13 protein-coding genes are annotated in these 25,743 nt (G+C 69.3%); 2 read left to right on the top strand and 11 right to left on the bottom strand.

Features of this window, described 5'->3' with window-relative positions:
• Positions 1–10: 10 nt before the first annotated feature.
• From ACTWPB_RS05275 to ACTWPB_RS05245, 7 genes are all read right to left on the bottom strand, one after another.
• The gene (locus ACTWPB_RS05275; RefSeq protein WP_446224574.1) at positions 11–14,074 is read right to left on the bottom strand and encodes an amino acid adenylation domain-containing protein; all 14,064 of its coding nucleotides are present in this window, start codon (positions 14,072–14,074) and stop codon (positions 11–13) included.
• Positions 14,071–14,760 (bottom strand): DUF6875 domain-containing protein, encoded by a 690-nt coding sequence (locus tag ACTWPB_RS05270; protein WP_446224573.1) that lies wholly within the window; start codon positions 14,758–14,760, stop codon positions 14,071–14,073. Before ACTWPB_RS05270 ends, ACTWPB_RS05275 begins: the two co-directional genes overlap by 4 nt.
• Positions 14,761–15,291: 531 nt before the next feature.
• Entirely contained in the window at positions 15,292–16,449 is a 1,158-nt protein-coding gene (locus tag ACTWPB_RS05265; RefSeq protein ID WP_446224572.1) for an acyl-CoA dehydrogenase family protein, read from the bottom strand.
• A 172-nt stretch (positions 16,450–16,621) separates the two neighbouring features.
• Positions 16,622–17,284, bottom strand: a complete 663-nt coding sequence (locus tag ACTWPB_RS05260; protein WP_446224571.1) for a TetR family transcriptional regulator — start codon at positions 17,282–17,284, stop codon at positions 16,622–16,624.
• Between the two features lie 62 nt (positions 17,285–17,346).
• Complete coding sequence (locus ACTWPB_RS05255) at positions 17,347–18,213, bottom strand: hypothetical protein (protein ID WP_446224570.1); 867 nt, start codon at positions 18,211–18,213, stop codon at positions 17,347–17,349.
• A gap of 210 nt (positions 18,214–18,423) precedes the next feature.
• Positions 18,424–18,930 carry a 5-(carboxyamino)imidazole ribonucleotide mutase gene (gene purE, locus ACTWPB_RS05250; RefSeq protein ID WP_446224569.1) on the bottom strand — a complete coding sequence of 169 codons (507 nt, stop codon included), beginning with the start codon at positions 18,928–18,930 and terminating at the stop codon, positions 18,424–18,426.
• Positions 18,931–19,049: 119 nt separating this feature from the next.
• Entirely contained in the window at positions 19,050–20,273 is a 1,224-nt protein-coding gene (locus ACTWPB_RS05245) for a 5-(carboxyamino)imidazole ribonucleotide synthase (protein ID WP_446224568.1), read from the bottom strand.
• Positions 20,274–20,312: 39 nt separating this feature from the next.
• Between ACTWPB_RS05245 and ACTWPB_RS05240 the strand changes: the two genes are divergently transcribed.
• On the top strand, positions 20,313–20,861 hold the full coding sequence (locus ACTWPB_RS05240; RefSeq protein ID WP_446224567.1) for a GtrA family protein: 549 nt from the start codon (positions 20,313–20,315) through the stop codon (positions 20,859–20,861).
• 51 nt (positions 20,862–20,912) lie between these two features.
• On the opposite strand, the gene ACTWPB_RS05235 is transcribed toward ACTWPB_RS05240, so the two are convergent.
• From ACTWPB_RS05235 to ACTWPB_RS05225, 3 genes are all read right to left on the bottom strand, one after another.
• Positions 20,913–22,220, bottom strand: coding sequence for a sensor histidine kinase (locus ACTWPB_RS05235; protein ID WP_446224566.1), 1,308 nt, complete (start codon positions 22,218–22,220; stop codon positions 20,913–20,915).
• A gap of 6 nt (positions 22,221–22,226) precedes the next feature.
• Positions 22,227–22,925, bottom strand: a complete 699-nt coding sequence (locus ACTWPB_RS05230; RefSeq protein WP_378919890.1) for a response regulator transcription factor — start codon at positions 22,923–22,925, stop codon at positions 22,227–22,229.
• Positions 22,926–23,031: 106 nt separating this feature from the next.
• Positions 23,032–23,565 (bottom strand): PH domain-containing protein, encoded by a 534-nt coding sequence (locus ACTWPB_RS05225; protein ID WP_446224565.1) that lies wholly within the window; start codon positions 23,563–23,565, stop codon positions 23,032–23,034.
• 127 nt (positions 23,566–23,692) lie between these two features.
• On the opposite strand from ACTWPB_RS05225, the gene ACTWPB_RS05220 reads away from it, so the two are divergent.
• Positions 23,693–24,661 carry an acyl-ACP desaturase gene (locus ACTWPB_RS05220; protein WP_446224564.1) on the top strand — a complete coding sequence of 323 codons (969 nt, stop codon included), beginning with the start codon at positions 23,693–23,695 and terminating at the stop codon, positions 24,659–24,661.
• Between the two features lie 35 nt (positions 24,662–24,696).
• On the opposite strand, the gene ACTWPB_RS05215 is transcribed toward ACTWPB_RS05220, so the two are convergent.
• Entirely contained in the window at positions 24,697–25,485 is a 789-nt protein-coding gene (locus ACTWPB_RS05215) for a biotin--[acetyl-CoA-carboxylase] ligase (RefSeq protein ID WP_446224563.1), read from the bottom strand.
• Positions 25,486–25,743: the final 258 nt, after the last annotated feature.

Genomic DNA, 25,743 nt, shown 5'->3' with positions numbered 1-25,743 from the left:
CCAGGTACGCCTAGTCGCGTAGGTATCCGGCCAGAATCGGGCCGATCACATCGAGCGCGTCCGGGCCGGTGAGCCGGTTGTGCTCGTGGCCGGTCTGGTTGTCGATGATCTCGCCGCTGACATAGGGGCGCCAGGTATCGGCGTTGGGCTCGTAGCCGGGACGGGCGGTGGTGCTGCTGAAGAACAGCAGATCACCGTCGAACATCTCGGGTTCGTACTCGGCGGCCTCGCGCACTATCTGCTGGTAGTCGGCGTAGAGCCGCTGCAGATCCGTCGCGGTGATCGCGCCGAGGAGCCCGTCGGCTCGGCTACCGGCGCCGACGTCGTTGTCGGCGCCAGGCAGCGGTGCGGCGGTATCGCGAACCGCCGCGGAATCGGCCGGCGACGCTGGCGGCACGATTCGATCGGGAGCGCCGGCGACAGCGCCGGCGCGGAGAAGTTCAGCGGCCTGTTCGGCCTGCGGCCGGTCGCCGTCGAGCATCGCCGGGTCGAGGCCGCCGAACTCGGCGAGCAGCACCTCCGGCGGCGGCAACTCGGCGGCGCCCGCCGGGTCGACATCGGCGCGGCCGTCGAGAATGGTCAGCGCGTCGACTCGGGCACCGCGGCGCTGGAGTTCGACAGCGACGGCGTGCGCGATCGGCCCGCCCGCGGAGTAGCCGAGCAGCCGGTACGGTCCGTCGGGCTGGGTCGTTTGGATCTCGTCGGCGTAGTCGGCGACCCGTTCGCGCAGCGGCCGGTCGGGGACCTCAGCCGCGATTCCGGGCGACTGCAGACCGTAGACCGGGAAGCCGGGGTCGAGGTGCCCGACCAGACCCGTGTAGCACCACGCCACCCCGATCGCCGGGTGCACGCAGAACAACGCGGGACCGCCCCCGCCCGCGCGCAACGGCAACAGGGTTCGCAACGCCGGGTCGACCGTGTCCCCGTCCCCGGCGATGAGCTGGGCGAGCGCGCCGGGGGTCGGATCGCCGAACATCCACTGCACCGGCATCGCGACATCGAGGCGGTCACGGATCCGGGAGACCAGCCGGATGGCGATCATGGAGGTGCCGCCGAGTTCGAAGAAGTTGTCGTCCAAGCCGACTCGCTCGATATCGAGAACGGATTCGAACGCGGCGACGACCGCTTCCTCGACGGGTGTCACCGGCGGCCGATAGGGCAGGTCGACGCGGTGCGCCGGTGTGCGCACGACCGGATGTACGACGGTTCCCGGCGGCGCGGTGACATCGATGTCGCCCAGGACAAGGCCCGGGTCGGCGGTGAGCGCGTCGAGCACATCGACGAACCGGTGCGCCAGCGTCCGCGCGGTGGACACCTCGAACAGGTCGAGCGCGAAGGTGAGCATCCCTGACATGCCCGCGGGCGCGCCATCGGGGCCGAATTTCTCGGCCAGCAGCCATTCGAGATCGAATTTCGCGCCGACAGGCGGCATCTCGAGCGGGCTGACCCGCAGGCCGGGCAGCTCCAACTGCTCCCGCTCGAAGTTCTGGAAGACGAGCAGCACCTGGAACAGCGGGTGGCGCGAAGCCGACCGAGTCGGCGCCAGCACCTCGACGAGCCGTTCGAAGGGCACGTCGGCGTTGCCGAACGCGTCCAGGTCGCCGTCCTTCGTCGCGGCGAGCAGCGTGTCGAAGGTTTCCTCGGGGTGGACGCGGCTGCGCAGCACCAGCGTGTTGACGAACATGCCGACGAGGTCGTCGAGTTCGCCGTCGCCGCGGCCCGCGATGACCGAACCGATCGCTACGTCGGTGGTGCCGGACAGCCTGGCCAGCAGGACCGCCAGCGCCGCGTGGGCCACCATGAACACGCTGACACCGTGCCAGCGGGCCAGCTCACGCAGCCGCACCTGGATCGCGGTGTCGATGTCGAATTCCACCAGGCCCGCCCGCGGGGTGCGCACCGCGGGCCGGGGATGGTCACTGGGCAGCGTCGAGACCTCGGGCAGCTCGTCCAGCGCGGTGCGCCAGTACTCCAGCTGCTGGTGCGACACGCTGGCCGGATCGTCCTCGGCGCCGAGCAGCTCGTGCTGCCACAGCGCGTAGTCGGGGTATTGCAGCGGCAGCGGGGCCCAGGTGGGCTCGGCGTCGGCCCGCCTGGCCACGTATGCCACCAGCACGTCGCGGGTCAGCGGTGCCAGCGACCAGCCGTCGGAGGCGATGTGGTGCAGCGTCACCGCCAGCACCGACCGGTCGTCGGTGATCCGGAACAGCCGCACGCGCAGTGGAAGTTCGGTGGTGAGGTCGAATCCCCGCGTGATTTCGGCGGCGACCTCGTCCCGGACCTGTTCCGGCTCGATCGGTGCGACCCGAATCGGCACATACGCCGCGGCGACGGCACGCACGTCTTGATACGGCTCGCCGTCGGCGTCGGTCGGGTACACCGTGCGCAGCGATTCGTGGCGGGCCACCACATCCATCAGCGCGGTCTGCAGCGCCGCGAGGTCGAGTTCGCCCTCGACCGCCAGCGCGATCGGCACATTGTGGGCTGGGGAGGTGGGGTCGTACCGGTTGAGGAACCACATGCGCCGCTGCGCCGCCGAGAGCGGGATCCGTTCGGGGCGGTGCCGGGGGCCGGGGCGCGGGCCTGATGCGGTGGCCGCGGTGCGGACGGCGGCGGCGAGTTCGGCCACCGTCGGCGAGTCGAAGACCACGCGCACAGGGATGCGGGCGCCGAGGGTGGCGCCCAGTCGCGCCGCGATCCGGGTGGCGATCAGAGAGTTGCCGCCCAGTGCGAAGAAGTTGTCGTCGAGCCCGATCTCGGGGACGCCGAGCAGCTCGGCGAAGGTGTCGGCCACCGCCTGCTCGGTCGGGGTGACGGGTGCGCGGAACCGGCCGGACCTGATGTCGGGGGCGGGCAGCGCACGGCGATCGAGTTTGCCGTTATCGGTGCGTGGCAAGGCATCGAGGACGATGACCGCCGAGGGCACCATGTAGGACGGAAGACGTAGCGCCAGAGCTTCTTTCACCGCATCGAGGTCGAACTGTGCCGAGTGCTCCGGTACCAGGTAGGCGACGAGCAGTTCGCCGAGCGCGGCGTCGGTGTGCACGGTGACCACAGCTTGGTGCACCGCCGGGTCGGCGGTGAGGGCCGCTTCGATCTCACCCGGCTCGATCCGCAGGCCGCGCAACTTCACCTGCAGATCGGAGCGGCCCAGGTACTCGAGGCCATGAGCGCGCCTGCGCACGAGATCGCCGGTGCGATACATCCGCTCGCCCCGTGCGCCGTACGGGTCGGCGACGAAGCGCGCGACGGTGAGGTCGGGGCGGCCGTGGTAGCCGCGGGCGAGTGCCGGTCCGGCCAGGTACAGCTCGCCCGCTACGCCGTCGGGAACCGGGTGCAGGCGCCCGTCGAGGACCAGCGCGGCCATGCCGGGAACCGCTGTGCCGATGGTGATCTCGGCACCGGGACCGAGTGGTCCCGCGCCGGTGGCCCAGATGGTGGCCTCAGTCGGGCCGTAGTCGTTGAAGTGCACACGATCGGGCGCCGCCCACCGCTGCACCAATTCCGGCGGGCAGGGTTCGCCGCCGGTGATGATCGCCCGCAGGTGCTCGTGCGCCACGATATCCACCGAGGCCAGCGCCGAGGGGGTGAGCGCGATGTGGGTGACCTGTTCGTCGGCCAGCAGCTCGCCCAGTTCCGCGCCGCCGTACGCGGTCGGTCCCGCGACCACCAGCGTGGCGGCGGCGCCCGCGGCCAGCAACAGTTCCAGCACTGCGGCATCGAAGCTGGGTGAGGCGACGTGCAGCACCCTCGATTCGCTCGTGGTACCCAGCCGTTCCTGTTGTGCGGCAACCAGGTTCGCCAGTCCGGCATGCGTGACGACTACGCCTTTGGGACGGCCGGTGGACCCCGACGTGAAGATGACGTACGCAGGGTGCGCAAGTTGCGGTGTCGCATGGCGTTCGCCGGGATCGATGGGCGCGCCCGAGGGGGCGGAGTCAAGGGCGGAGGCCGGATCGTCCAGCAGCAACCAGCGCACACACCGCAAGCCCGGGTGCGCGCCATCGTTTCGCACCGCATCGTCCACCGAGCCATCGGCACGCCCCGGCTCCGCAAGCGCATCCGCAAGCCCCGTATCCACGGGCTCGACATCCGCGGGCTCGGCATCCACAGGCCCGGCATCCGCACGCCAAGCGTTCGCAGGCCCGGCATCCGCAGGCCCAGCGTTCGCAGGCTCGGCATCCACAGGCCCAGCGTTCGCAGGCTCGGCATCCACAGGCCCAGCGTTCGCAGGCTCGGCATCCACAGGCCCAGCGTTCGCAGGCTCGGCATCCGCAGGCCCAGCGTTCGCAGGCTCGGCATCCACAGGCCCAGCGTTCGCAGGCTCGGCATCCACAGGCCCAGCGTTCGCAGGCTCGGCATCCACAGGCCCAGCGTTCGCAGGCTCGGCATCCACAGGCCCAGCGTTCGCAGGCTCGGCATCCACAGGCCCAGCGTTCGCAGGCTCGGCATCCACAGGCCCAGCGTTCGCAGGCTCGGCATCCACAGGCCCAGCGTTCGCAGGCTCGGCAGCCGCAAGCGCGACACCGGTGCGCGGGGCGTCGGTCCAGGGGCGGATCGATTCGGTGTCTGGTGTGGTGATGCCGAGGGTCGCGCCGGAGTCGGCGATGATCTGGGCTATGCGTTCGGCGGGATAGGCGGGGTCGACGGGGACGAACGCGGCGCCGGTCTTGGCTACCGCCCAGACCGCGAGGACGGACTCGGCGCTGCGGCGTACGGCGATGATGACGAGCTTCTCGGGGCCTGCTCCGGCCTGGATCAGGCTTCGGGCCAAGCGGTTCGAGCGTTCTTCGAGCTCGCGGTAGGTGAGTGTGGTCGAGCCGTCGATGATGGCGATGCCGTCCGGATTGCCGGTGACGGCGGTGGCGAGCAGGTCGGGCAGGACGGCGGGTTCGGCTACGACGGGTGATGCCTTGCCTGGCAGCTCTGCCTGTTCGTGCGCGTCGAGCAGGTCGATATCGCCCACCGGCACAGCGGGATTCGCCACTATGGCGCGCAGGAGGCCGAGCCAGCGGTCGGCGAAGCTCGCTGCGGTCCCCGCATCGAAAAGGTCGGTGGCGTAACCGAACCGGACCGACAGACCGTCCGCGGCGTCGGCACCGACCGTGACACTCAGGTCGAAGCGCAGGCTCTGCTGGTCCAGGTCCACCGCTTCGACGCGGAGCCCGGGCAGCGCGATCGCGGTGTGGCCGAGGTTCTGGAACACCAGCATGGCCTGGATCAGCGGATGTCGCGCCGCCGAACGCGCGGGTTCGAGCAGGTCGACAAGTTGTTCGAAGGGGACCTCGGCGTGCGCGAAGGCGTCGAGGTCGGTGCTGCGCACGCGGTCGAGCAGGTCGGTGAACGGCAGCGCGGCAGGCACTTCGGTGCGCAGTACCGCGGTGTTGACGAACATGCCGACGACGTCGTCGAGTTCGGCGACACCGCGCCCGGCGATCGGGGTGCCGACGGCGACGTCGGTAGTGCCGCCGAGCCGGGCGAACAGCACGGCGAGCGCGCTGTGCAGCACCATGAACAGTGTGCAGTGACGCTGGGCGGCGAGGTGTTCCAGTCCGGTTCGCAGGTCGGGCTCCACCGTGCGCACGACGGTGCCCGCGCGCAGTGACGCGACGGCGGGCCGGGGGCGGTCGGCGGGGAGTTCGAGCCGATCCGGCAGTCCGGCAAGGGTTTCGGTCCAGTACGCCAGCTGCCGGGCCGCCAGCGAATCGGGGTCGTCGGCGCTGCCGAGCCGATCCTGTTGCCAGAGTGTGTAATCGGCGAACTGCACGGCGGGCGCGGGCCACTGGGGTGCGGCGCCGGTGGTGCGGGCGGTGTAGGCGGACATCACCTCGCGCGCCAGCGTTGCCATCGAGAAGCCGTCCGCGCTGATGTGGTGCACCACCACCGCGAGGACGTGTTCGGCGGGGGCGAGCCGGAACAGCCGCACCCGCATCGGGACCGCGGCGGCGACGTCGAAACCCTCTGTGACGCAAGCAAGTACGGCAGTGTGCAGGTCGCCGGGGGCGATTGTGATCGTTTCGACGTGGCTGTCGAGTGCGGTCGGCTCGACGACGACCTGATAGCCGATTCCGTCGTGATCGGGGTACATCGTGCGCAGTGCCTCGTGGCGGCCGACCACATCGATCAGCGCCGCCCGCAACGCGGCGATGTCGAGCTGTCCCGTCAGGCGAAGGACGACCGGAATGTTGTAGGCGCCGGAAGACGGGTCGTACTGGTTGACGAACCACATGCGCCGCTGGGCGGGCGCGAGCGGAATCCGTTCAGGACGCGGCCCCGCGTGCGGGCCGCCGAGCGCACCGGCGGGGCGCACGGTGTCATCGCTGAGCCGGGCCGCGAGGCCGTGCACGGTCGGCGCTTCGAACAGCAGCCGCACCGACACCTCGACGCCCAGTTCGGCGCCGAGCCGGGCGGCCACCCGCGTCGCCGACAGCGAGTCACCGCCGAGGGCGAAGAAGTCGTCGTCGGCGCCGACCTCGGGGTGCTCGAGCACCGCCGCGTATGCCTGCGCCACCAGCCGTTCGGTGCCGACCGGCGCGATGTAGGGCGCGGCCGTGTACCGGGGTTCGGGCAGCGCGCGCACGTCGACCTTGCCGTTGCCGGTGACCGGCAGCGCGTCCAGCACGGTCAGTGTCGCGGGCACCAGGTGCCGGGGCAGCCGCCGCACCAGGAACTCGCGCAGCGCTGTCGGGGTCAGCTCGACGCCGGTGACCGGGGCGACATAGGACGCCAGCGTCTGCTCGCCCTTGGGTCCCCGCCACGGAACCGTGACGGCCAGCGCGACACCGGGAGCCGCGAGCAGCGCCGCGTCCACTTCGCCCGGCTCCACCCGGATGCCGTGCAGCTTGATCTGGGAGTCGTTGCGCCCCAGGTAACTCAGCCGGTTCGTCGCTGACAGGCGCACCAGGTCGCCGGTGCGGTACATGCGTTCGCCGGGCGCGCCGAACGGGTCGGCCACGAAGCGTTCCGCGGTGCGCGCGACCGCACCCACGTACCCCCTGGCCACCCCGGGGCCCATCAGATACAGCTCCCCGACCGCGCCCGGCGGTACGGGCCGCAGCCACCGGTCCACGACCACGAGGCCGCAACCCGGCAGCGGCGCACCGAGATCGGCCGTGTCGTCGGCGGTCAGCGGGTCGCTCACCGTCACCGCCACGGTCGACTCGGCCGGACCGTAGGAGTTGAGGATCGTCCGGCCATGGCCCAGCCGCGCGACCAGCTCGGGCGGGCAGGGTTCACCACCGGTGACGATCGCGCGCACCCGGGCGACGGCGGCGGTGGGCAGCGTGGTGAGCACCGCGGGCGGTGCGATCAGGTGGGTCACCGTGTGGGTGGCGATGACCTCGGCGAGTGGTTCGCCCGCCACGGCCTGCGGCGGCGCGACCACGAGCGTGGCTCCGGTGTGACATCCGGTCAGCCACACCAGGATCGAGGCGTCGAAGGCGGGATTCATACACAGCAGGAGGCGATCGCCGGGGCCGGGGCGCAGGCGGGCGCGGACGCCGTCGACCAGTCCGCTGAGCCCGGCATGAGTCACCATCACACCTTTGGGGATGCCGGTCGATCCGGAGGTGTAGATCAGATAGGCGGGATGCCCGGCGTGGAGCGAACGAACCCGTTCGGCATCGCTCACCGGCCCCTCGGGGCGGCCCGCGATGCGGGTGGCCGTCGGCTCGTCGTCGAGGACGACCCAGGACATCGTGTCGGGCAACGACTTCCGATACGCGGCGAGCGTAATGCCAAGGCGGGCACCGCAATCGTGTGCGACGGTGGCGATGCGCTCGGCCGGGTGGTCGATGTCCACGGGGACGAACGCCGCCCCGGACTTGGCGATCGCCCATGCGGCGAGCAGCCATTCCGGCGAGCGCGGCACCGCGATCAGCACGGCGCCTTCCGGTCCACCACCCGCGGCGATCAGCGTGCGCGCCAACCGATTCGACTGCTCATCGAGCTCGGTGTACCCGAGCTCCGCGCTCGCACCGACGACGGCGACCCCACCACGCCGGACGCCGGCGGCCAGCAGCTCGGGCAGCAAGCGCATCGGCACCGGCTCGGTCCGGACGACCTCGGCGCCGTCGACGCCGCGCACCGCCGCGACCGGCAGCGCCGGATCGGCGAGCCGGGCAACGATCCTGGCCAGCCGATTCGCCAGCGCGGTGGCCTCGGCGTCGTCGAAGAACCGGTCCGAGCAGGTGAGGTGGAGCCGCAGTCCGTCGCGCGCCTGCGCGGCCAGGCACAGCGGATAGTGGGTGCCGTCGCGGCCGCGGAAGTCGCGGATCCGCAGACTGGCCTGCTCGGAGGCCGCCCGCAACGCCTCGATGTCCATCGGATACGACTCGAAGACCATGCTGGTGTCGAACAACGGGCCCACCCCGGCGAGCGCCTGTATCTCGGTGAGTCCCAGGATATTCCGGTCGACGAGGGCGCCCTGTTCCCGCTGCACCCGGGCCAGCAGCTCACCGACCGGCTCGTCCGGGACCAGCCCGATCCGCACCGGAACCGTGTTGACCAGCATGCCGACGATCCGCTCGGCCCCGGGAAGGTCCGGCGGGCGACCCGACACGGTGGTGCCGAAGACGACCTCGGTGTGCCCGGTCAGCTCGGCCAGCAGCAGCGCCCACGCGGTCTGCACGAGCGTGTTCATCGTGACGCCGCGTTCGGTGCGATGGCGGGCGAGCGCGGCGCGGGCGTCCTGTGTCAGCGGCACCTCGCGACGCAGCTCGCCGGGTTCACCGTCGTGGCCGCGCGGGGGCCGGACTGCCGTGATCAGGGTGGGACCGGCCAGCCCGGCCAGCGCTTCGGACCAGGCCACGCGCGCGGCGGCCGCGTCCTGGCGGTCGAGCCACTCCAGATACCGCAGGTACGACACCGGCTCACCGAGCCCGCCGTCCTCGCCTTCGTACAGCGCGAGCAGCTCACCGAGCAGCAACGGCATCGACCAGCCGTCGAGCACCAGATGATGATTGGTGACGATCAGGCGGACATCGCGCGGTCCGCAGCGCACGCACAGCAAGCGCAGCAGCGGCGGCTGTTCCGGGTCGAACGGGCGGGCGAGTTCACGCGCGGCGATCGCGGCACAGTCGGCCGGGCTCGCCTCGAGCACCTGCCACGGCACGGCGACCTCGGCGAGCACCAGCTGGGCCGCCGAGTCCGCGGTGGTGACGAAGGCGGTGCGCAGCGCGGGATGCCTGCGCACGAGTGCCGTGGCCGCCGATTCGAGACGAGCGAGATCCACCTCGCCGTCCAGCTCGAAGACGGCCTGCACCGCGTACTTGTCGGTGTGGCCCGCGGTGAGCCGGGTGTGGAACAGCAGACCCTGCTGCAACGGTGCCAGGGGCCAGACGTCCTCGAGGCCGGGATAGCGGCGCTGCCAGTCGGCCAGTTGCCCACCGGTGACCGGCACCAACGCGATATCCGACGGTGTCAGGCCACCGGCGCCCGGCTCGGCGACAGCGTCCGCGATCGCGGTCACCGTCGAAACCCAGTGCCGAACAATCTGTTCCACTGCCGCGCGATCGATCACTTCGGACGGGAACCGCCACACCGCGTGCACCACGGGCCCGTCGGGCTCCTCGATCGTCACCGTGTCGATGGCGAGCACCGCCGACGCGGGCAGCTCGGCATCACCCGCCCCACCGAGCCGGTCCGCCACGCCGACCGGCAGCCACGGAATGCCTGCGTCGGTGCCGGAGATCTGGCCCAGATAGTTGAACCCGACCTGTGGCGTACCCCCGGACCGCAGTCGGTCCAACTGTTCCTTCACCGCGGCAACCGGATCCGCGCCGGTGCTCAGGTGACGCAACAGGCCGTAGCCGAACCCGCCGTGCGGCACCGCGCGCAGCTGCTCCTTCACCGTGGCGACCGCGTTCACCGGATCGGGGTCGGTGCCGAGGTCGAGCGCGATCGGGAACTGGCTGGTGAACCAGCCGACGGTGCGCGAGAGGTCGGCACCGGGCACGGCGGTCTCGTCGCGGCCGTGCCGCTCCAGCATGAGCAGCGCGGGTCCCGGCGCGCCGCGGTGCTCGGTCAGTGCCGAGACCAGGGCGGCGAGCAGCGCCTCCTCGACGCCGCAGCGCAGCGCGGTCGGCAGGAATCCCACCAGCCGGGCGCTCGTCTCGGCCGGAATCCGGATCTCGATGCGGTCGAGTGCCGCTCCGATATCCCGGGCCGGATCGAGTGGGCGATCGCCGAGCCGCGGGTCCGGGGTATCGAGCACGCGGCGCCAGTAGTCCAGCTCATCGGTCCATTCCTCGGTGCTCGCGGCGACGTCGAGCGCGTGCGCCCAGGTGCGCATGGACGTGCCGACCGGTGGCAGCTGCGTGGCCGCGCCCTCGGTCACCGCGGCCCAGGCGGCCATCAGATCGGCGACCAGGATGCGCCAGGACACCGCGTCGACGGCCAGGTGGTGCACGGCCAGTACGAGTCGTCCGCCGGGACCGCCGGGGTCGAGCCAGGTAGCGGTGAGGACCACCCCCGCTGCGGGGTCGAGCCGCTCCACCGCCGCCGCTGTCGCCCTGTCGAGGGTCGCGGAATCGATCCGCTCGCACACCACCTGGTCGACAGCCGTGGCCGCGTCGATCGTCGCGGGCGAGGCGGCCTCGAGCCGCGCACCGTCGACTACCCGCACGCGCAGCATGTCGTGGTGGTCGATGATCGCTTGCAGGGTGCGCTGCAACTGGACACGCTCGACGGTGTCCGGCAGCGCCAGCACCATCGTCTGGGCGAACCGCTGCCAGCCGGGCTGGGTCAGGAGCCAGTCCACGATCGGCGTCCGCGGCACCGGACCCACACCGCCGCCGGGCATTTCACGCAGGACCGTCCGCTCCCCCGGTGCCCCGACGACCGCGGCCAGCCCGGCCGGGGTCGGATGCTCGAACACATCGCGCGCCGAGAAGACCAGGCCGGCATCCCGCCCCCTGGCCACCAGCTGGATCGACAGGATCGAGTCGCCGCCGAGCGCGAAGAACGACGTCTCGGCTCCTACCTCCGGCACGCCGAGCGCCTCGGCGAACAACGCGCACAGCGCCCGCTCTACCTCGGACGCGCCCGCCCGCGGCGTCGGTGGTGTGATGTCGGGCTCGGGCAGTGCCTGCCGATCGACCTTGCCGTTGCCGGTCAGCGGCAACGCGTCCAGCACCGTGACGGCGCCGGGCACCAGGTGCGCGGGCAATCGGTGCAGACAGAACTCCCGAAGAGCCGTGCTGTCGAGCCGACCCGCCGCGTAGGTGGGTACCACGTACGAGGCGAGCATGGCGCGGCCCGAGGAACCGGTCCGCACCACCGTCACCGCGAATTCCACGCCGGGACAGGTGGCCAGCACCGCATCGACTTCGCCTGGCTCCACCCGCATTCCACGCAGCTTCGCCTGGAAGTCGCTGCGGCCCAAGTACTCCAGGACGAACGGCACTGCGGTCTCATCGGCACTGGCCAGTGCCGACGCGCCTATCACCTCGCCGCCATTGCCTTGACGCCGCCGATCTGGATCCACGGTGAGCCGAATCCCCTTCTCGGCGAACGGAACCGGGGCGCCGTCGGGTCCGGTCTCCGCGTCCGGGCGCCAGCGGACAAGATCGCCCGTGCGATACAGGCGGCTGCCCTCGGCGCCGAAGGGATCGGCGATCAAGCGCAGCGCGGTGGCGCCGGGACGGCCCGCATACCCGCGAGCAAGGCCGGGGCCCGCGATGTACAGCTCCCCGGGAGTTCCGGCCGGCACCGGCCGCATCCGGCGATCGAGGACGTGGAGCGTCACGCCGGGCACGGGCGATCCGATGCCGGCACAGACACCGGTCGCCAGCGGTGCCGTGAACGTGGCCGCCACGGTGGTTTCCGACGGACCGTACGAATTCACCAGGGCGCGACCGGAACCGAAGTGCGCCACCACCTCCGGCGGGCATGCCTCGCCACCGGTGGATACCGCGCGCACGCCGTCGAGCGCGCCGGGCGGCAGCGTTGTCAGCACGGCGGGCGTCGAGCACAGGTGGGTGATCGACGACTCGCGGATCACCGTGGCCAGATCAGCACCCGCTACGGAGTCGGCGTCGGCGATCACCAGCGTCGCGCCCGCGGTGAAGGCGACCAGCAGCTCGAGCAGGGACGCGTCGAAACTCGGGTTGAGACAGTGCAATACGCGCGAGTGCCGATCCGCACCGTAGGCGTCGCGCACCGCCGAGGCCAGCGTGGCGATCCCCGAGTGGGTGACCACGACGCCTTTGGGAGTGCCGGTGGAGCCGGAGGTGAACACGATGTAGGCGGGATTCTCGATCCGCGGGCGTGGCAGCGGCCCGGTGGCAGCGTCGTCGCCGAGGTCTTCCAGCACGATCCAGGTCACCGAATCGGGCAGCTCATGTACCCGGCTCGCCGTCGTGATACCCAGCTGCGCACCGCATTCCGATGCCATCACCGTCAAGCGCTCGGCCGGGTTCGACACGCCGACCGGCACATACGCCGCCCCCGATCGGACAACACCCCAGAACGCCACCACCGACTCCACCGACCGCGGCACCGCGACGAGCACCGCCGACTCCGGACCCACACCCGCCGCGACGAGCCGACGCGCCAGCCGGGCCGAAACCTGTTCCAGCGCACCATAGGTGAGCTCGCGCTCGCCGGACACCACCGCTGTCGCCGCATGACCCGCAGCCCGCATGCCCTCGTCGAGCACGTCCGCGAGCAGCCGCGGCGCGGGAGCGGGCGCTCCACGCAAACCGGCGCGTAGCGGCAGTTCATCAGGGAGAAAGTACTCGAGCGAACGCACCGCGGTGTCCGGTTCGGCGTCGATCATCGCCTCGAGCAGCGCGAGGAATCGGCGGTGATGCCGGGCCAGGGTCTGCGAGTCGTAGAGGTCGGGGTTCGCGGTGAAGTCCACGTGGATGGGACTGCTCTCGCCGTATTGATAGAAGTTGACGAACAGGTCCTCGATCGGCCCCGAGGTGAGCACGTGCAGGCTCGTCTCGACGCCGGTGAACCCGACCTCGGTCGGGAAAAGCATGATATTGACCACCGGACCGACGAAGCCACGCCCGCCTGCCGAGTCGCCATCGGCCCCACCGTGGCGGATCTCCTCGTGCCGGAACTGCTGATGGCGCAGCGCACCCGAGACTTCCACCCGGATCGCGTCGACCAGGTCGGCGATGGTGCTCTCGGCACGGACCGGCAGTCGCAAGGGCACCACGTTGGCCAGCATGCCGCCGGACCGGCGCAGCACCGCGGTGGTGCGGCCCGACACCGGCAGGCTCAGCACGATGTCCTCGGTGCCGGTCGCCTGCGCGTAATACACCGCCAGTGCCGCCATCGCCAGCCCCGGCGTCCCGACGTCGAAGCGCGCGGCGGCCGCGTCCAGGCGTGCCTTCGTCGCCGCGGGCAATTGCGCGCGGTGCTGGCGGCCGAGCGCGTGTGCCGGTGCGGCGGCGTCGACCAGACTGCACCGCTGCGGCATGTCCGCGATCCGCTGCGCCCAGTATTCGGCGTCGGCGGTGAAGCGCGTGCTGTCGCGGTAGCGCAGCTCCGCCTCGTGCATCGTGCGCAGGCTCGCGGCCGTGCACGGCGGCGGATCCTGCCCGGCCAGCGCGGCGTTGTAGAGCTCGGCTACCCGGTACAGCGCCGTCGCGGAGGCGAAGCCGTCGACCACGATGTGGTGCGCACGCGAGTACCACAGCACCCGCTGCGGTCCGATCCGGATCAGCACCGACGCCCCCAGCCGGTCACCGAGCAGATCGATCGGCGCCGCGACGTCGGCGCGCATCCAGCGGATCGCCGCGGCTTCGGGGTCGGCGGCATCGCTGAAGTCCAGGTGCGACATCGTCAGCTCGATCCGCCGGTCCACGATCTGGTGCGGTCCGTCGGCGGTGTCGACCAGCCGCAGCAGGGCCGACTCGAACTCGCGACCCACCTGCTGTGACACCGCGACGAGAGTGTCGATGTCGAGCGGGCCGCGCATGTCGATGTACTGCGCCTCGTACAGCGGCACTGCCGGGTCGAACTGCTGGGCGTACCACATGCCGAGCTGGGCGGGAGAGAGCGGAAACTCCTCGACCGCTGCCGGTTCGATAGCCGGCGCGGTGGACAGTTCGCGGGTCATCGCTGTCGTCTTCCGGCGCCGACCTTCTGCGGTACCGGGGGCCCGTCGAGGTGATACTCGGGCACCTCGGCGCCGTTGCTCGCGATGAGCCTGTCCACCACGACACTGCGGACGTGCGCGGGCAGGCTGGGCGCGAATTTCCTGACGTAGGCCGACATCCACTCCGGGCGCGAGAGCAGGAACGGGAAGTCGGTGGCCATCATCGTCCGCACCACCAGCATCGGAATCGGCGCGTCGAGCGGGTGGTAGTCCTTGTTCCACAGGCCGGGCTGGGTGCACCCAGGATAGAACTGCCCGAGCATCAGGCCCTGTTCGACGAACTCCGATTTGAGCTCGTCGTGCAGGTCGTCGATCAGCGAGTAGTCATGCAGATCGGGCAGGGCGGTCACCAGGCAGCGCAGCACTGTGGAGCCGCCCGTGTCCGGCGGCAGGGTCGGGAACAGCTCCAGCGCGTCCGCGAGGACCAACCGCACATAGGGCGACCATGGCTGTGCGCCCGCGACCCGGCCGACCCAGGTCAGGTCCCGGCGCAACGATGGTCCGACATACGGACACACCGGGCCCTCACGGCCGATCACGTCCAGCGGCTGGGTCAGATGATCCTGCGCCCACCCACGGAGCCGATCCAGCAGTTCCTGCGTGAACCGCGAGCCATCCCCCGAACTGGACAGCGGAAGCCAACTCATTCCCGAACGTGTTCCAGAAATTGCACAGCTCATAGTTCACCTCGCTACTTCACGAGGTCGAGAATCCCACGGGGGCGGGATTCCGCACGCGAGTAGTGGACCACTCGAATTGTGTTCGAGCCCGTCATACTCAAAATTTCAGCGCAGCAAAACATGTTGCCGACTCCTGCGATAGATGGACTAATGGCCAGTTCACAGCCACTATCTAGTCAGGAGGATCGACATCGGCCACATACATTCGCCCCAACCGGCTCAGATTGATCCTACCTGTCCCGGTATATGGCACGGAAGGCGCGAAACGAATCGCCGATGAGCTACGAACGAATAACCCTACGATATCGGTTCGATTTCCCGATACATCATCCGTTCACACTGCGGCAACATTTCGGTCGTTATTACCCCGGCAAGCGGCCACGATCGAGGTAACACTGCGGCATCGGCCGGGATCCGGCGCCCGGTAGCCGTCTGGCCTCAGGAAAAGACGCGTCCCCCCGACGAGGTTCCGTCGGGGGGACGCGGCGTGCTGGGTGATCAGCGCAGGATCTGGCGAGCCATCACCAGACGCTGGATCTGGTTGGTGCCTTCGTAGATCTGGGTGATCTTGGCGTCGCGCATCATGCGCTCGACCGGGAAGTCGGTGGTGTAGCCGGCGCCGCCGAAGAGCTGGACGGCGTTGGTGGTGACCTCCATGGCCACGTCCGAGGCGAAGCACTTGGCGGCGGCGGAGATGAAGCCGAGGTTCTTCTCGCCACGCTCGGCGCGGGCGGCCGAGGTGTAGACCATCAGGCGGGCGGCCTCGATCTTCATGGCCATGTCGGCCAGCATGAACTCGGTGTTCTGGAAGCTGGCGATCGTCTTGCCGAACTGCTTGCGATCCTTGGTGTAGGCGATCGCGGCGTCGAGCGCGCCCTGAGCCAGGCCAACGGCCTGCGCGCCGATGGTCGGGCGGGTATGGTCGAGGGTCTGCAGCGCGGTCTTGAAACCGGTGCCGGGCTCACCGACGATGCGGTCGCCGGGGATGCGGCAGTTCTCGAAGTACAGCTCGGCGGTGGGCGAACCCTTGATGCCCAGCTTGTGCTCGAGCGGGCCGACCACGAAGCCCTCGTCGTCCTTGTGGACCAGGAACGAGGAGATGCCGTTGGCGCCCTTGTCGGCGTCGGTCACGGCCATCACGGTGTACCAGGACGACCTGCCACCGTTGGTGATCCAGCACTTGGAGCCGTTGAGGATCCAGTCGTCGCCGTCGGCCTTGGCGCGGGTGCGCATGGCGGCGGCGTCGGAACCGGCCTCACGCTCGGACAGGGCGTAGGAGGCCATCTCGCCGTTGACGATGTCGGCGAGGACCTTGGTCTTGAGCTCTTCGGAGCCGTTGAGGATCATGCCCATGGTGCCGAGCTTGTTCACGGCGGGGATCAGCGAGGAGGAGCCGCAGACGCGGGCGACTTCCTCGATCACGATACAAGTGGCCACCGAGTCGGCACCCTGGCCGCCGTAGGCCTCCGGCACGTGCACGGCGTTGAAGCCCGCGGCGTTGAGCGCGGTGAGCGCCTCCTCCGGGAAGCGGGCGTTGCCGTCGACGTCCTTGGCGTAGGGAGCGATCTCCTTCTCCGCGAGGCCGCGAATGGCGCCGCGCAGCTCGTCGTGGAAGTCCTCGAGCTTGAACAGTGCGAAATCGGGGTTTCCAGCCATCGGGGGCACACTCCTGGTCGTGGTCGTGATCGCTGCTGCGGTCTCACAGCGCGTGGTGCGTCGGCACGCAGTGCCAATCTACCGAGGATTATACGCGCGGCACTCCATCGCTACATGCGGATATATGGGTGGCACTCAGTGTCATCGCCTCGTGCGCTGGCGCGCGCGGCGCTCACAGGTTACCGAGGCGGGCGGTGAGTAGATCGGCCACCTTGCGTGGCGGCATGTCGCGGGGAAACACGGCGAGCACCAGTTCGCCGGGCTCGGTCTGCGCGCGTCTGCCGCGCGGGATCATGGCCAGCTCGGTGCGCAGATCCCCCACCGTTGCCCCCGATTCGCCGCGCACCATCCGGCGCAGCAAGTAGTTGTGCGTGGCGGTGACGGCGGCCGTGTACTGCACCCGGACCAGGTCGGGCACCTCCGGCAACCGGTCGCGCAGGAACTCGGTGAACAGCCGCTCGTACCGGAACACCGTGACGATCTCGCGCTCACGCAACGCGGGCACCCGCCGCACCACCTGATACCGCCGCGCCGCGATGTCACGCCACTGCGTGAACCGCTCGAACACCCCGATCACGGCCTCGCACACCGCATCCCACGGATCCCCCTCGCCGACCCCGGCCAGAAATTCCTCGGCCGAGGCCAGCTGGAACTCGTGATCAGCGAAGATCACATCCTCTTTGGACCGGAACTGCCGAAAGAACGTCCGCCGCGAAATCCCCGCCGCCACCGCGATCTCATCCACCGTCGTCGCCTCATACCCCCGCTCGGCGAACAACCGCAACGCCTGATCAACCACCGTGAGCCGAAACTGCGCCGCATCATCGTGTGCCACGGGGGTCAACGGTAGTCACCGCGATACAGACGCCTTCACGCGACATCGCCGCCGGCGCGGGGCTATGTCAACAGTTCATCCACCGATGACACGTCCAGAGATCGACGGAGCCAGGTGGCCAACTGCACTTCGTCGTGGCATGCACGGATCCGATCCGCCGCGTCCTCAGTGACTACAACACCCCTGTGCCGCAGAACCATCAGCACATCCTCGACTCGGCCTTCCGCCCGCCCCTGCGCCCTGAGCTTCTGCGCGGATTCGGAACGGAAGAACGAGAGATCGGTAGCCATGTGCTTCCTCCAGGTCTCGGCTGCGTCAGTATGGGAGATGCCCTGCTCGATCAACTCGACGTAGAACTCGGTCGTCTCGTTTCCGCCCAGCCGACGAATGCCCGCGACGATCGCTCCCAGTATCGCACCGATCTCCGGCTCGCGAGCGTGGGTGACGGCCGACAACGCCGCCAGGGGCAGATCCTGAACAACCGCGGCCGGGTCGATGATCGCCGGCACATTGTGCGGGCCGAGCACCAACGGATGCAGCGTGATCGTGGTCCAGAAAGTGTGCCCCAGTTTCATCGGAGTCGTCGCCCACCGCGCGGTGGCGTGGTCGTGGCAGATGACGACGAGGATGACCGGCAGCTTGTACTTGTTGCGTAGGAAGGTCACGTAATACGACCAGGCATCAGGTCGTGAATTGTCGGCCGAGGACTGCGCCTCGACCACCATCAGAAATCTGTCGTCGACAGTCGTGATATCCAAGATCGTGTCAGCGCGCCGCTCGACCGGAGTCGTCTCCGTGAGGTCTACCGAAACCTGCTCTACCGCAGTCGGTTTGGCGAAGGGCAGCTTCAATACGGCGAAGGCATGAGCGATCGCCGCCGCATCATGCTGGAAAATCCGATGCATCGCTTCATGCGATGAGGTCACCATGCACGGAACGTACGCCCGATCGAACATCAGTGCGAAATCGGCGGCGATTTCCCCGAATTCGGCGATTCGGACACGTCACCCACTCAGAGGCTCGACGAACTCGAACGTGCGGGGTTGGTCGAGGCCGTAGCCGCGCTGCGCGAGGGGCGTTGCGGTTCTCGAGTTCTGATCGGCCCCGCCCGCCGGTTCGCCGACGGGGCGCACGTCACCTCAGCCGAGGAGTTTGTTGCGCAGCGCTTCGTCCTTGGCGAGGACCATTTGCTCGAGGCCGGCCTGGAACTGTTCCATGCGGGTGCGCAGGGACTCGTCGGAGGCGCCGAGGATGCGGGCGGCGAGTAGGCCTGCGTTGCGGGCGCCGCCGATGGAGACGGTGGCGACCGGGACGCCTGCGGGCATTTGGACGATCGACAGCAGCGAGTCCATGCCGTCGAGGTATTCGAGGGGGACCGGGACGCCGATGACGGGGAGGGGGGTAGCCGAGGCGACCATGCCGGGGAGGTGGGCGGCGCCGCCCGCGCCCGCGATGATCACCTTCAGGCCGCGGCCTGCCGCGTCACGGGCGTAGTCGAGCATGCGCTGGGGGGTGCGGTGGGCGGAGACGACGCCGACCTCGAAGCGGATGCCGAATTCGGCGAGTGCTTCCGCGGCGGCTTCCATGGTCGGCCAGTCGGAGTCGCTGCCCATGATCAGGCCGACCTGGGGTCCGTTGGTGCTCACGTGGGTTCCTTAGGGTTGGCGGCTCACGCCGCGGTGTCGGCCTCGCATCCGAGGGCGCCTACCCGTCCCGGCTCGCGGAGCTGAGGCGGTCGAAAAGCATTGTCGCTGTGGAGAATCGGTCACGCTCCGTGCGGGTCCCAGCCGTCGGTCCAGACGGCGTGCGACATCCAGTGCGCCGCCCGCTCGGCCTTTTCGCGCACCTCGGTGGCGTCGTCGCCGAGGATGTTGATGTGGCCGATCTTGCGGTCGGGGCGTTCACCCTTGCCGTAGAGGTGCACCTTGGCCTCGGGCAGGCGAGCGAACAGGTGGTGCAGGCGTTCGTCCATCGACATCTCGGGAGCCTGGGCAGCACCGAGGATGTTCGACATCACCGTCACCGGGGCGAGCGGCGTCGTATCACCGAGCGGGTAGTCGAGGACGGCGCGCAGGTGCTGCTCGAACTGGCCGGTGCAGGCACCGTCCATGCCCCAGTGCCCCGAGTTGTGCGGGCGCATCGCGAGCTCGTTCACCAGGAGTTCGCCGTCGTGGGTTTCGAACAGCTCCACGGCCATGACACCCACCACACCGAGACCAGCGGCCAGCTCCAGCGCCATCGTCTCGGCGCGGGCGGCCAGGTCCTCGTCCAGGTCCTGGGCGGGGGCGATCACCACCGCACACTGGCCGTTGCGCTGCACGGTCTCCACGACCGGCCAGGTCGCGGCCTGCCCGAACGGCGAACGCGCGACCATCGCCGACAGCTCACGCTTCAAGTCGACCTTCGACTCGGCCAGCAACTGCACACCGTGCGCGAGCTGGTCGGTGACCAGCTCGGTGGCCTCGGCGGCATCGGCGGGCATCCAGACGCCACGGCCGTCGTAACCGCCGCGCACGGCCTTCAGCACGAACGGCCAGCCGTGCTCATCACCGAACGCCACCGCGTCCGCGGGCGCGGTGACCTCGACGAACGCGGGAACCGGCAGACCGAGCGCGGACAGCTTCGTCCGCATGGCCAGCTTGTCCTGGGCGAAGATCAGCGCCTGCGGCGGCGGCGCCACGTTCACACCCTCGGCGACCAGCACCTCGAGGTGCTCGGTGGGCACGTGCTCGTGGTCGAAGGTCAGCGCATGCGAGCCGTGGGCGGCTTCGCGCAGCGCGGACAGGTCGTCGTGACTGCCGAACACGACGTCGGGGGTGACCTGGGCGGCCGGGTCGTCGGGGCGCTCGGCGAGCACCCGTAGGCGCTGGCCAAGGGCGACCGCGGCCTGGTGCGTCATGCGCGCGAGCTGGCCTCCACCGACCATCGTGACGGTGGGCATGGCTGACGGATCGAATGAACGTGCACTCACGTCGTGCAATGTTGTCATGTCGGATGCGAATGTTTGCGACCGGTACACTCGGAACTCGTGTCAATCGTCGACGACGTGGTCAGCGTCCTTCCCCCGCGCCTTCGCGAAACCGCGATCAGGCACAAAGAGCTGATCAAGTTCGCCCTCGTCGGCGCCACGACGTTCGTGATCGACAGCGGCCTGTACTACCTCTTGAAATGGACGGTTCTCGCGGACAAACCGCTCACCGCCAAGATCATCTCGGGCGTGGTGGCAGTGATCGCGTCCTACATTCTCAACCGAGAATGGTCGTTCAAGAATCGCGGCGGCCGGGAGAAACATCACGAGGCGCTGCTGTTCTTCGGGGTGAGCGGGATCGGGGTGGTCCTGGCCAATATCCCGCTGTGGATCTCGATTTATGTGCTCGACCTGCGCGAACCCCATGTGAGCTTCGCCGTCGCGAACATCGCCGACTTCTTCAGCGCGTTCATCATCGGCAATCTGCTGCAGATGGCGTTCCGGTTCTGGGCGATGCGGCGCTGGGTGTTCCCCGACGAGATGGACGAGATCATCGCCGAGCTAGAGGACCTGATCGAAGAGGAACAAGAGCACCTCGGCCACAGCTGAGTTCGACCTGGGCCCGAGGAACAAGGCAGCGCCCGTTGGGCCACAGCTGAGTCAGCGCGGCTCGGTGAGGGTCGCGTTCTGCGGGCGGTTCAGCTTGGAACCGAGGAACACCGCGAACAGGGCAGGGCGGCGACGCTGCAGCTCGAGACGACCACCGTCGGCCTCCACCAGCGCGCGAGCGAGTGCCAGACCCACACCGGTCGATCCGCCCGCGGAGAAACCACGATCGAAGATGTGCGGTGCGAGTTCATCGCGCACACCCTCGCCTTCGTCGGACACTTCCACACAGATCAGCGGGTCGCGTGAACTCATGGTCGGGACCGTGCGCACCGAGATCGTGCAGGTGCCCGCGCCGTGCATCAGGGCGTTGTCGACCAGCACCGCGACCGCCTCACGCAGCCGCGAACCGGTGATCGGGGCCTGCAGGGATTCATCGCCGAGCAGGAGCAGTTCGCGTCCGGTCTCGTGGAACGGGTGGGTCCACTCGGTGACGACCCCACGCAGCTCCGCCATCACCGGGACCGGATCGCGGTCGGTGGCGTCTTCGTCGCGGGAGGCGCGGACCAGGTCGTCGATGGCCTCGGTGAGCCGGTCGACCTGCGCCATCGCCTCCTCTGCCTCGTGCACCACCTCGGGGTCGGCATGGGTGGACAACTCGTCCAGACGCAAACGAACGGCGGTCAGGCGGCTGCGCAGCTGGTGGGAAACGTCGGCGACCAGCGCGTGCTCGCGTTGCAGGCGGCCCGCGATCTCGACGGTCGCCGAATCGAGCACATCGGAGACGCGGTCGAGTTCGGCGATGCCGTGGCGGCGGGGATCGGGCCGGAAGTCGCCCATCGCCAGCCGGGCGGCCCGCGCGGCGACATCGCGCAGCGGATCGGCGACCCGGCGCGCGGTCACCACGGCGACCGAGAACGCCGCACCGAGCGAGGCGAGCACGGCCAGCGCCACCGCGGCGACTGCCTGCTCCTGCCTCGAATGCATCGGCCCGGCGGGCACCTCGAGCCGCAGCGAACCCGACGTTCCCATCGACAGCGATTCGACCAGCGGATCGGCGAGCTCCCCGACACCGATATCGGTGCGCGCGGCATTGTCTTGCGGGGTCGGATAGACGATCGTGAGCCTGCCGCCCTCGGGGACCAGCGCGCTCATGGCTCGCACGTCGAGGCCGTCGTGGACGGTCCCGTCGACGCGTTCCTGGGCGATCACCTCCGTCGAGATCCGTTCCAGGCGACTCTGCAGATCGTTGCGGGTGATGTCCTCGACCCACAGCCAGGCGGTGTAGATCAGCGGCACGCCGAGCACCACCGTGGTGATGGTCAGCACGGTCAGGATCGAACGCAGGATTCGGCGGCGCACTGCGCGTCAGCCTCGGTGCGAGGTGGGTCCGTCGGTATTGAGCCGGAACCCGACACCGCGCACGGTGACGATCCGGCGCTCCGCCATCGGGCCCTCGTCGCCGATCTTGCGACGCAACCAGGACATGTGCATATCGAGGGTCTTGGAACCGCGCAGGTCGGCGTCGCCCCAGACCTCGCGCAGGATGGTCTCGCGCGCCACCACCTGACCGGCCCGGTCGATGAGGACCTTGAGCAGCTCGTACTCCTTGTTGGCCAGGTTCACCTCGGACCCGTTGACCAGCACGCGCCGGGCCGCCGGCTCGAGCCGGATCGCGCCGACCTCCACCGCGTCGTCACCGATTCCACTGCGCCGCAACAGCGCTCGCACCCGGGCGAGGAGTTCGGCCAGCCGGAACGGTTTGCCGACGTAGTCGTCGGCGCCCGCGTCGAGGCCGACGACGAAGTCGACCTCGTCGGTGCGGGCGGTGAGCATCAGCACCGCCAGATCGGCACCGCTCGCGCGCACCTGCCGACACACCTCGAGGCCATCCATGCCGGGCAGGCCGAGGTCGAGGATCAGCAGGTCGTGGTTGCCCTCGAGGGCGCGGCGCAGCACCGCAGGGCCGAAGCGCTCGACGGTGACGGTGTAGCCCTCACGCCCCAGTGCACGCGATAGCGGTGCGGCGATCGCCTCGTCGTCTTCGGCCAGCAGTACTGCGGTCATGTGCACAGGTTAGGCGAAACCTACGCCTGCGCTGCGGCCATGCGCAGCTGAGGAACGCTGCGCGTCGGCGCCTGATCTGTGTTTCCGATCAGCGAGGAGGGGCAGCTCACCGGTAGCCGCCACCCCAATGCTGCTCGTTGGCGGAGCGTCCCGCCTCGAACACCTGGTGATAGAGCAGCGAATGCACCTGCTGCACCTGGGGCACGTCGTCGTACTCGAGCGGCTCCTCCGACGAGGAACCGATGATCAGCGTGCCGGTGCCGAACAACCGGTCCCAGAGACCGTGGCTGAACTGCACACTGGAGATCCGGCTGAGCGGTATGTCGATGCCGGTGTGGGTGAGCACGCCCTGGCGCACCAGCACCCGCCGCCCGGTGACGATGAAATGCGTCGACTTCCAGGCGATCACGCGCGCGACGACCCGCCAGGCGATCAGCCCGAGCCAGACCAGGCCGATCAGGATCAGCAGCACCGTGCGCACGTGTCCGGTGGTATTGCGCCAGGCCAAGCCGCCGAGGAAACCGGCGATCGCGGTCACGGCGATAAGAGTGACGATGGGCCACACCAACATCTTCCAGTGTGGGTGGCGGTGCAGGATCAGCTGCTCGTCGGGCGCGAGGACATCCTCCGGGTAACCCATGACCGAACAGTACCGCGCTCGGACACCGCGTTTCTCGATGCCACGACCGAGGCGATACTGTGGATTACACGCTCGATGCCAGGTTTTGCCCATATCTGCTTGCTCGACACCAACAGTGGAGGCACGCGTGACCAAAGATCTGACTCAGCTCGAAATCCTCACGGCCCTCGAACCGGTGGCCGAACAGAACCTCAACCGGCACCTTTCCATCGCCAAGGACTGGAATCCACACGATTACGTGCCGTGGGAGGAAGGCCGCAATTTCGCCGCGATGGGCGGAAGCGATTGGGAGCCATCGCAATCGCGGCTCACCGATGTCGCCAAGGCCGCGATGATCACGAATCTGCTCACCGAGGACAACCTGCCGTCCTATCACCGCGAGATCGCCGAGAACTTCTCGCTCGACGGCGCGTGGGGCACCTGGGTGGGCCGCTGGACCGCCGAGGAGAACCGCCACGGCATCGTGATCCGCGACTACCTCGTCGTCACCCGCGGCGTCGACCCGGTGGCGCTGGAACAAGCGCGGATGATCCACATGACCCAGGGCGCGCACGCGCCGGCGAACTGGGGTGGATTCCTGGTCAATGTCGCGTATGTGACGTTCCAGGAGCTGGCCACCCGGGTGAGCCACCGCAATACCGGTCGCGTGTGCGAGGACCCGGTCGCCGACAAGATGCTGGCCCGCGTCGCCACCGACGAGAACCTGCACATGATCTTCTACCGCAACCTGTGCGCGGCGGTTCTCGACCTCGCCCCCGACCAGGCGATGCCCGCGATCACCAAGGTGCTCACCAAATTCCAGATGCCGGGCGCGGGCATGCCCAACTGGCGGCGCAACGGCGTGCTGATGGCCAAGCACGGCATCTACGACCTGCGCCAGCACCTCGACGAGGTGGTGCGGCCGGTGCTCAAGCAGTGGAATGTCTTCGACCGCAACGACTTCGGAGCGCGCGGCGAGGAGGCGCGCGATGAACTCGCACTGTTCCTCGACAAGCTGGAGAAGGACGTGCTGCGGTTCGAGGAGCAGCGCGACCGGTTGCTCGCGCGCGAGCGCGTGGTGGCCGAGCGTGCGATGACGGGTGCGGCCGCCCGCTGATCCGTCCTGGCGACGGGCCCGGCTCGGGCCCGTCGTCAGTACTGTCCGCGCAGGTGCGACACATCACCCGCGGAGACAGCCCGTTCGCCGATGAGCAGCCGGCCGGTGTCGTCGACGCCGGTCGCCACCCCGGTGAGCACCGTCCCGCCGGGCAGTTCGGCGCGCACGTCGATACCGATGGTGGCGCACCGCTCGCGGTATTCGGCCACCAGATCGGCGGTACTCCAGCCCGACCGCTCCCACGCGGTGAAGCGGCGCGCGAACTCGGTCAGGATCGCCGTGGCCAGCGCGGTGCGGTCGACATTGCGCGCACCGGCCAATGCCAGCGAAGTCGCATGCGCGACAGGCAGTTCCGACTCGTCGAGGTCGACATTCATGCCGATGCCGACCACCACGGCCGGCGAGATCCCGGTCGCGGCGACCTCGGCGAGAATGCCCGCGAGCTTGCGGCCGTCGAGCAGGACGTCGTTGGGCCACTTCAATTCCGGCGCGACCCCGGCCGTGCCGCGCAGCGCGTCGACCACCGCGATACCGGTGAGCAACGGCAGCCAGCCGAGTGCGGCGGGGTCGATGCCCGGCAGGCGCACCAGGATCGACAGCGAGATCTGGGCCAGCGGCGGACTCACCCAGGCGCGGGCATGTCTGCCGCGACCGCTCACCTGTTCCTCGGCGAGCAGGGCCTGGCGGTCGGCGGACGGGTCGGTGGCGCGGGCGACCAGATCGGCATTGGTCGATCCGGTCGACTCGACCACATCGATCCGCTCGTAGAACGACAGCGCGGGTGAGCTGCTCAGACGCGGCGCGTCGATCGGTGCCCTGTTCATTCCGGGCACGCTACCGGGAGCCGACAGTGAACGATCACGACGGCACCGAAGCGGCGCTGTGGGCGCAGCCCATCCGCAGACCGCGCCTGACCGGAGCGAAAGCGGAGGTCCGCAGCAAAGGCGCTGCTGGGCGCAGCCCATCTTCAGACCGCGCATGGCCGGAGCGAATGCGGAGGTACGCCTAGCTGGGGTTTCTCTACTGGCCGGTAAGCCGGACTGCCGTGGTGCGTGACGGTGTCACTCGTTACACTCGCAACC

The organism is Nocardia sp. IBHARD005 (genome assembly GCF_052814245.1).
The sequence above is the reverse complement of the archived record's forward strand: the minus strand, read 5'-3'. Positions and strand labels throughout refer to the sequence as shown.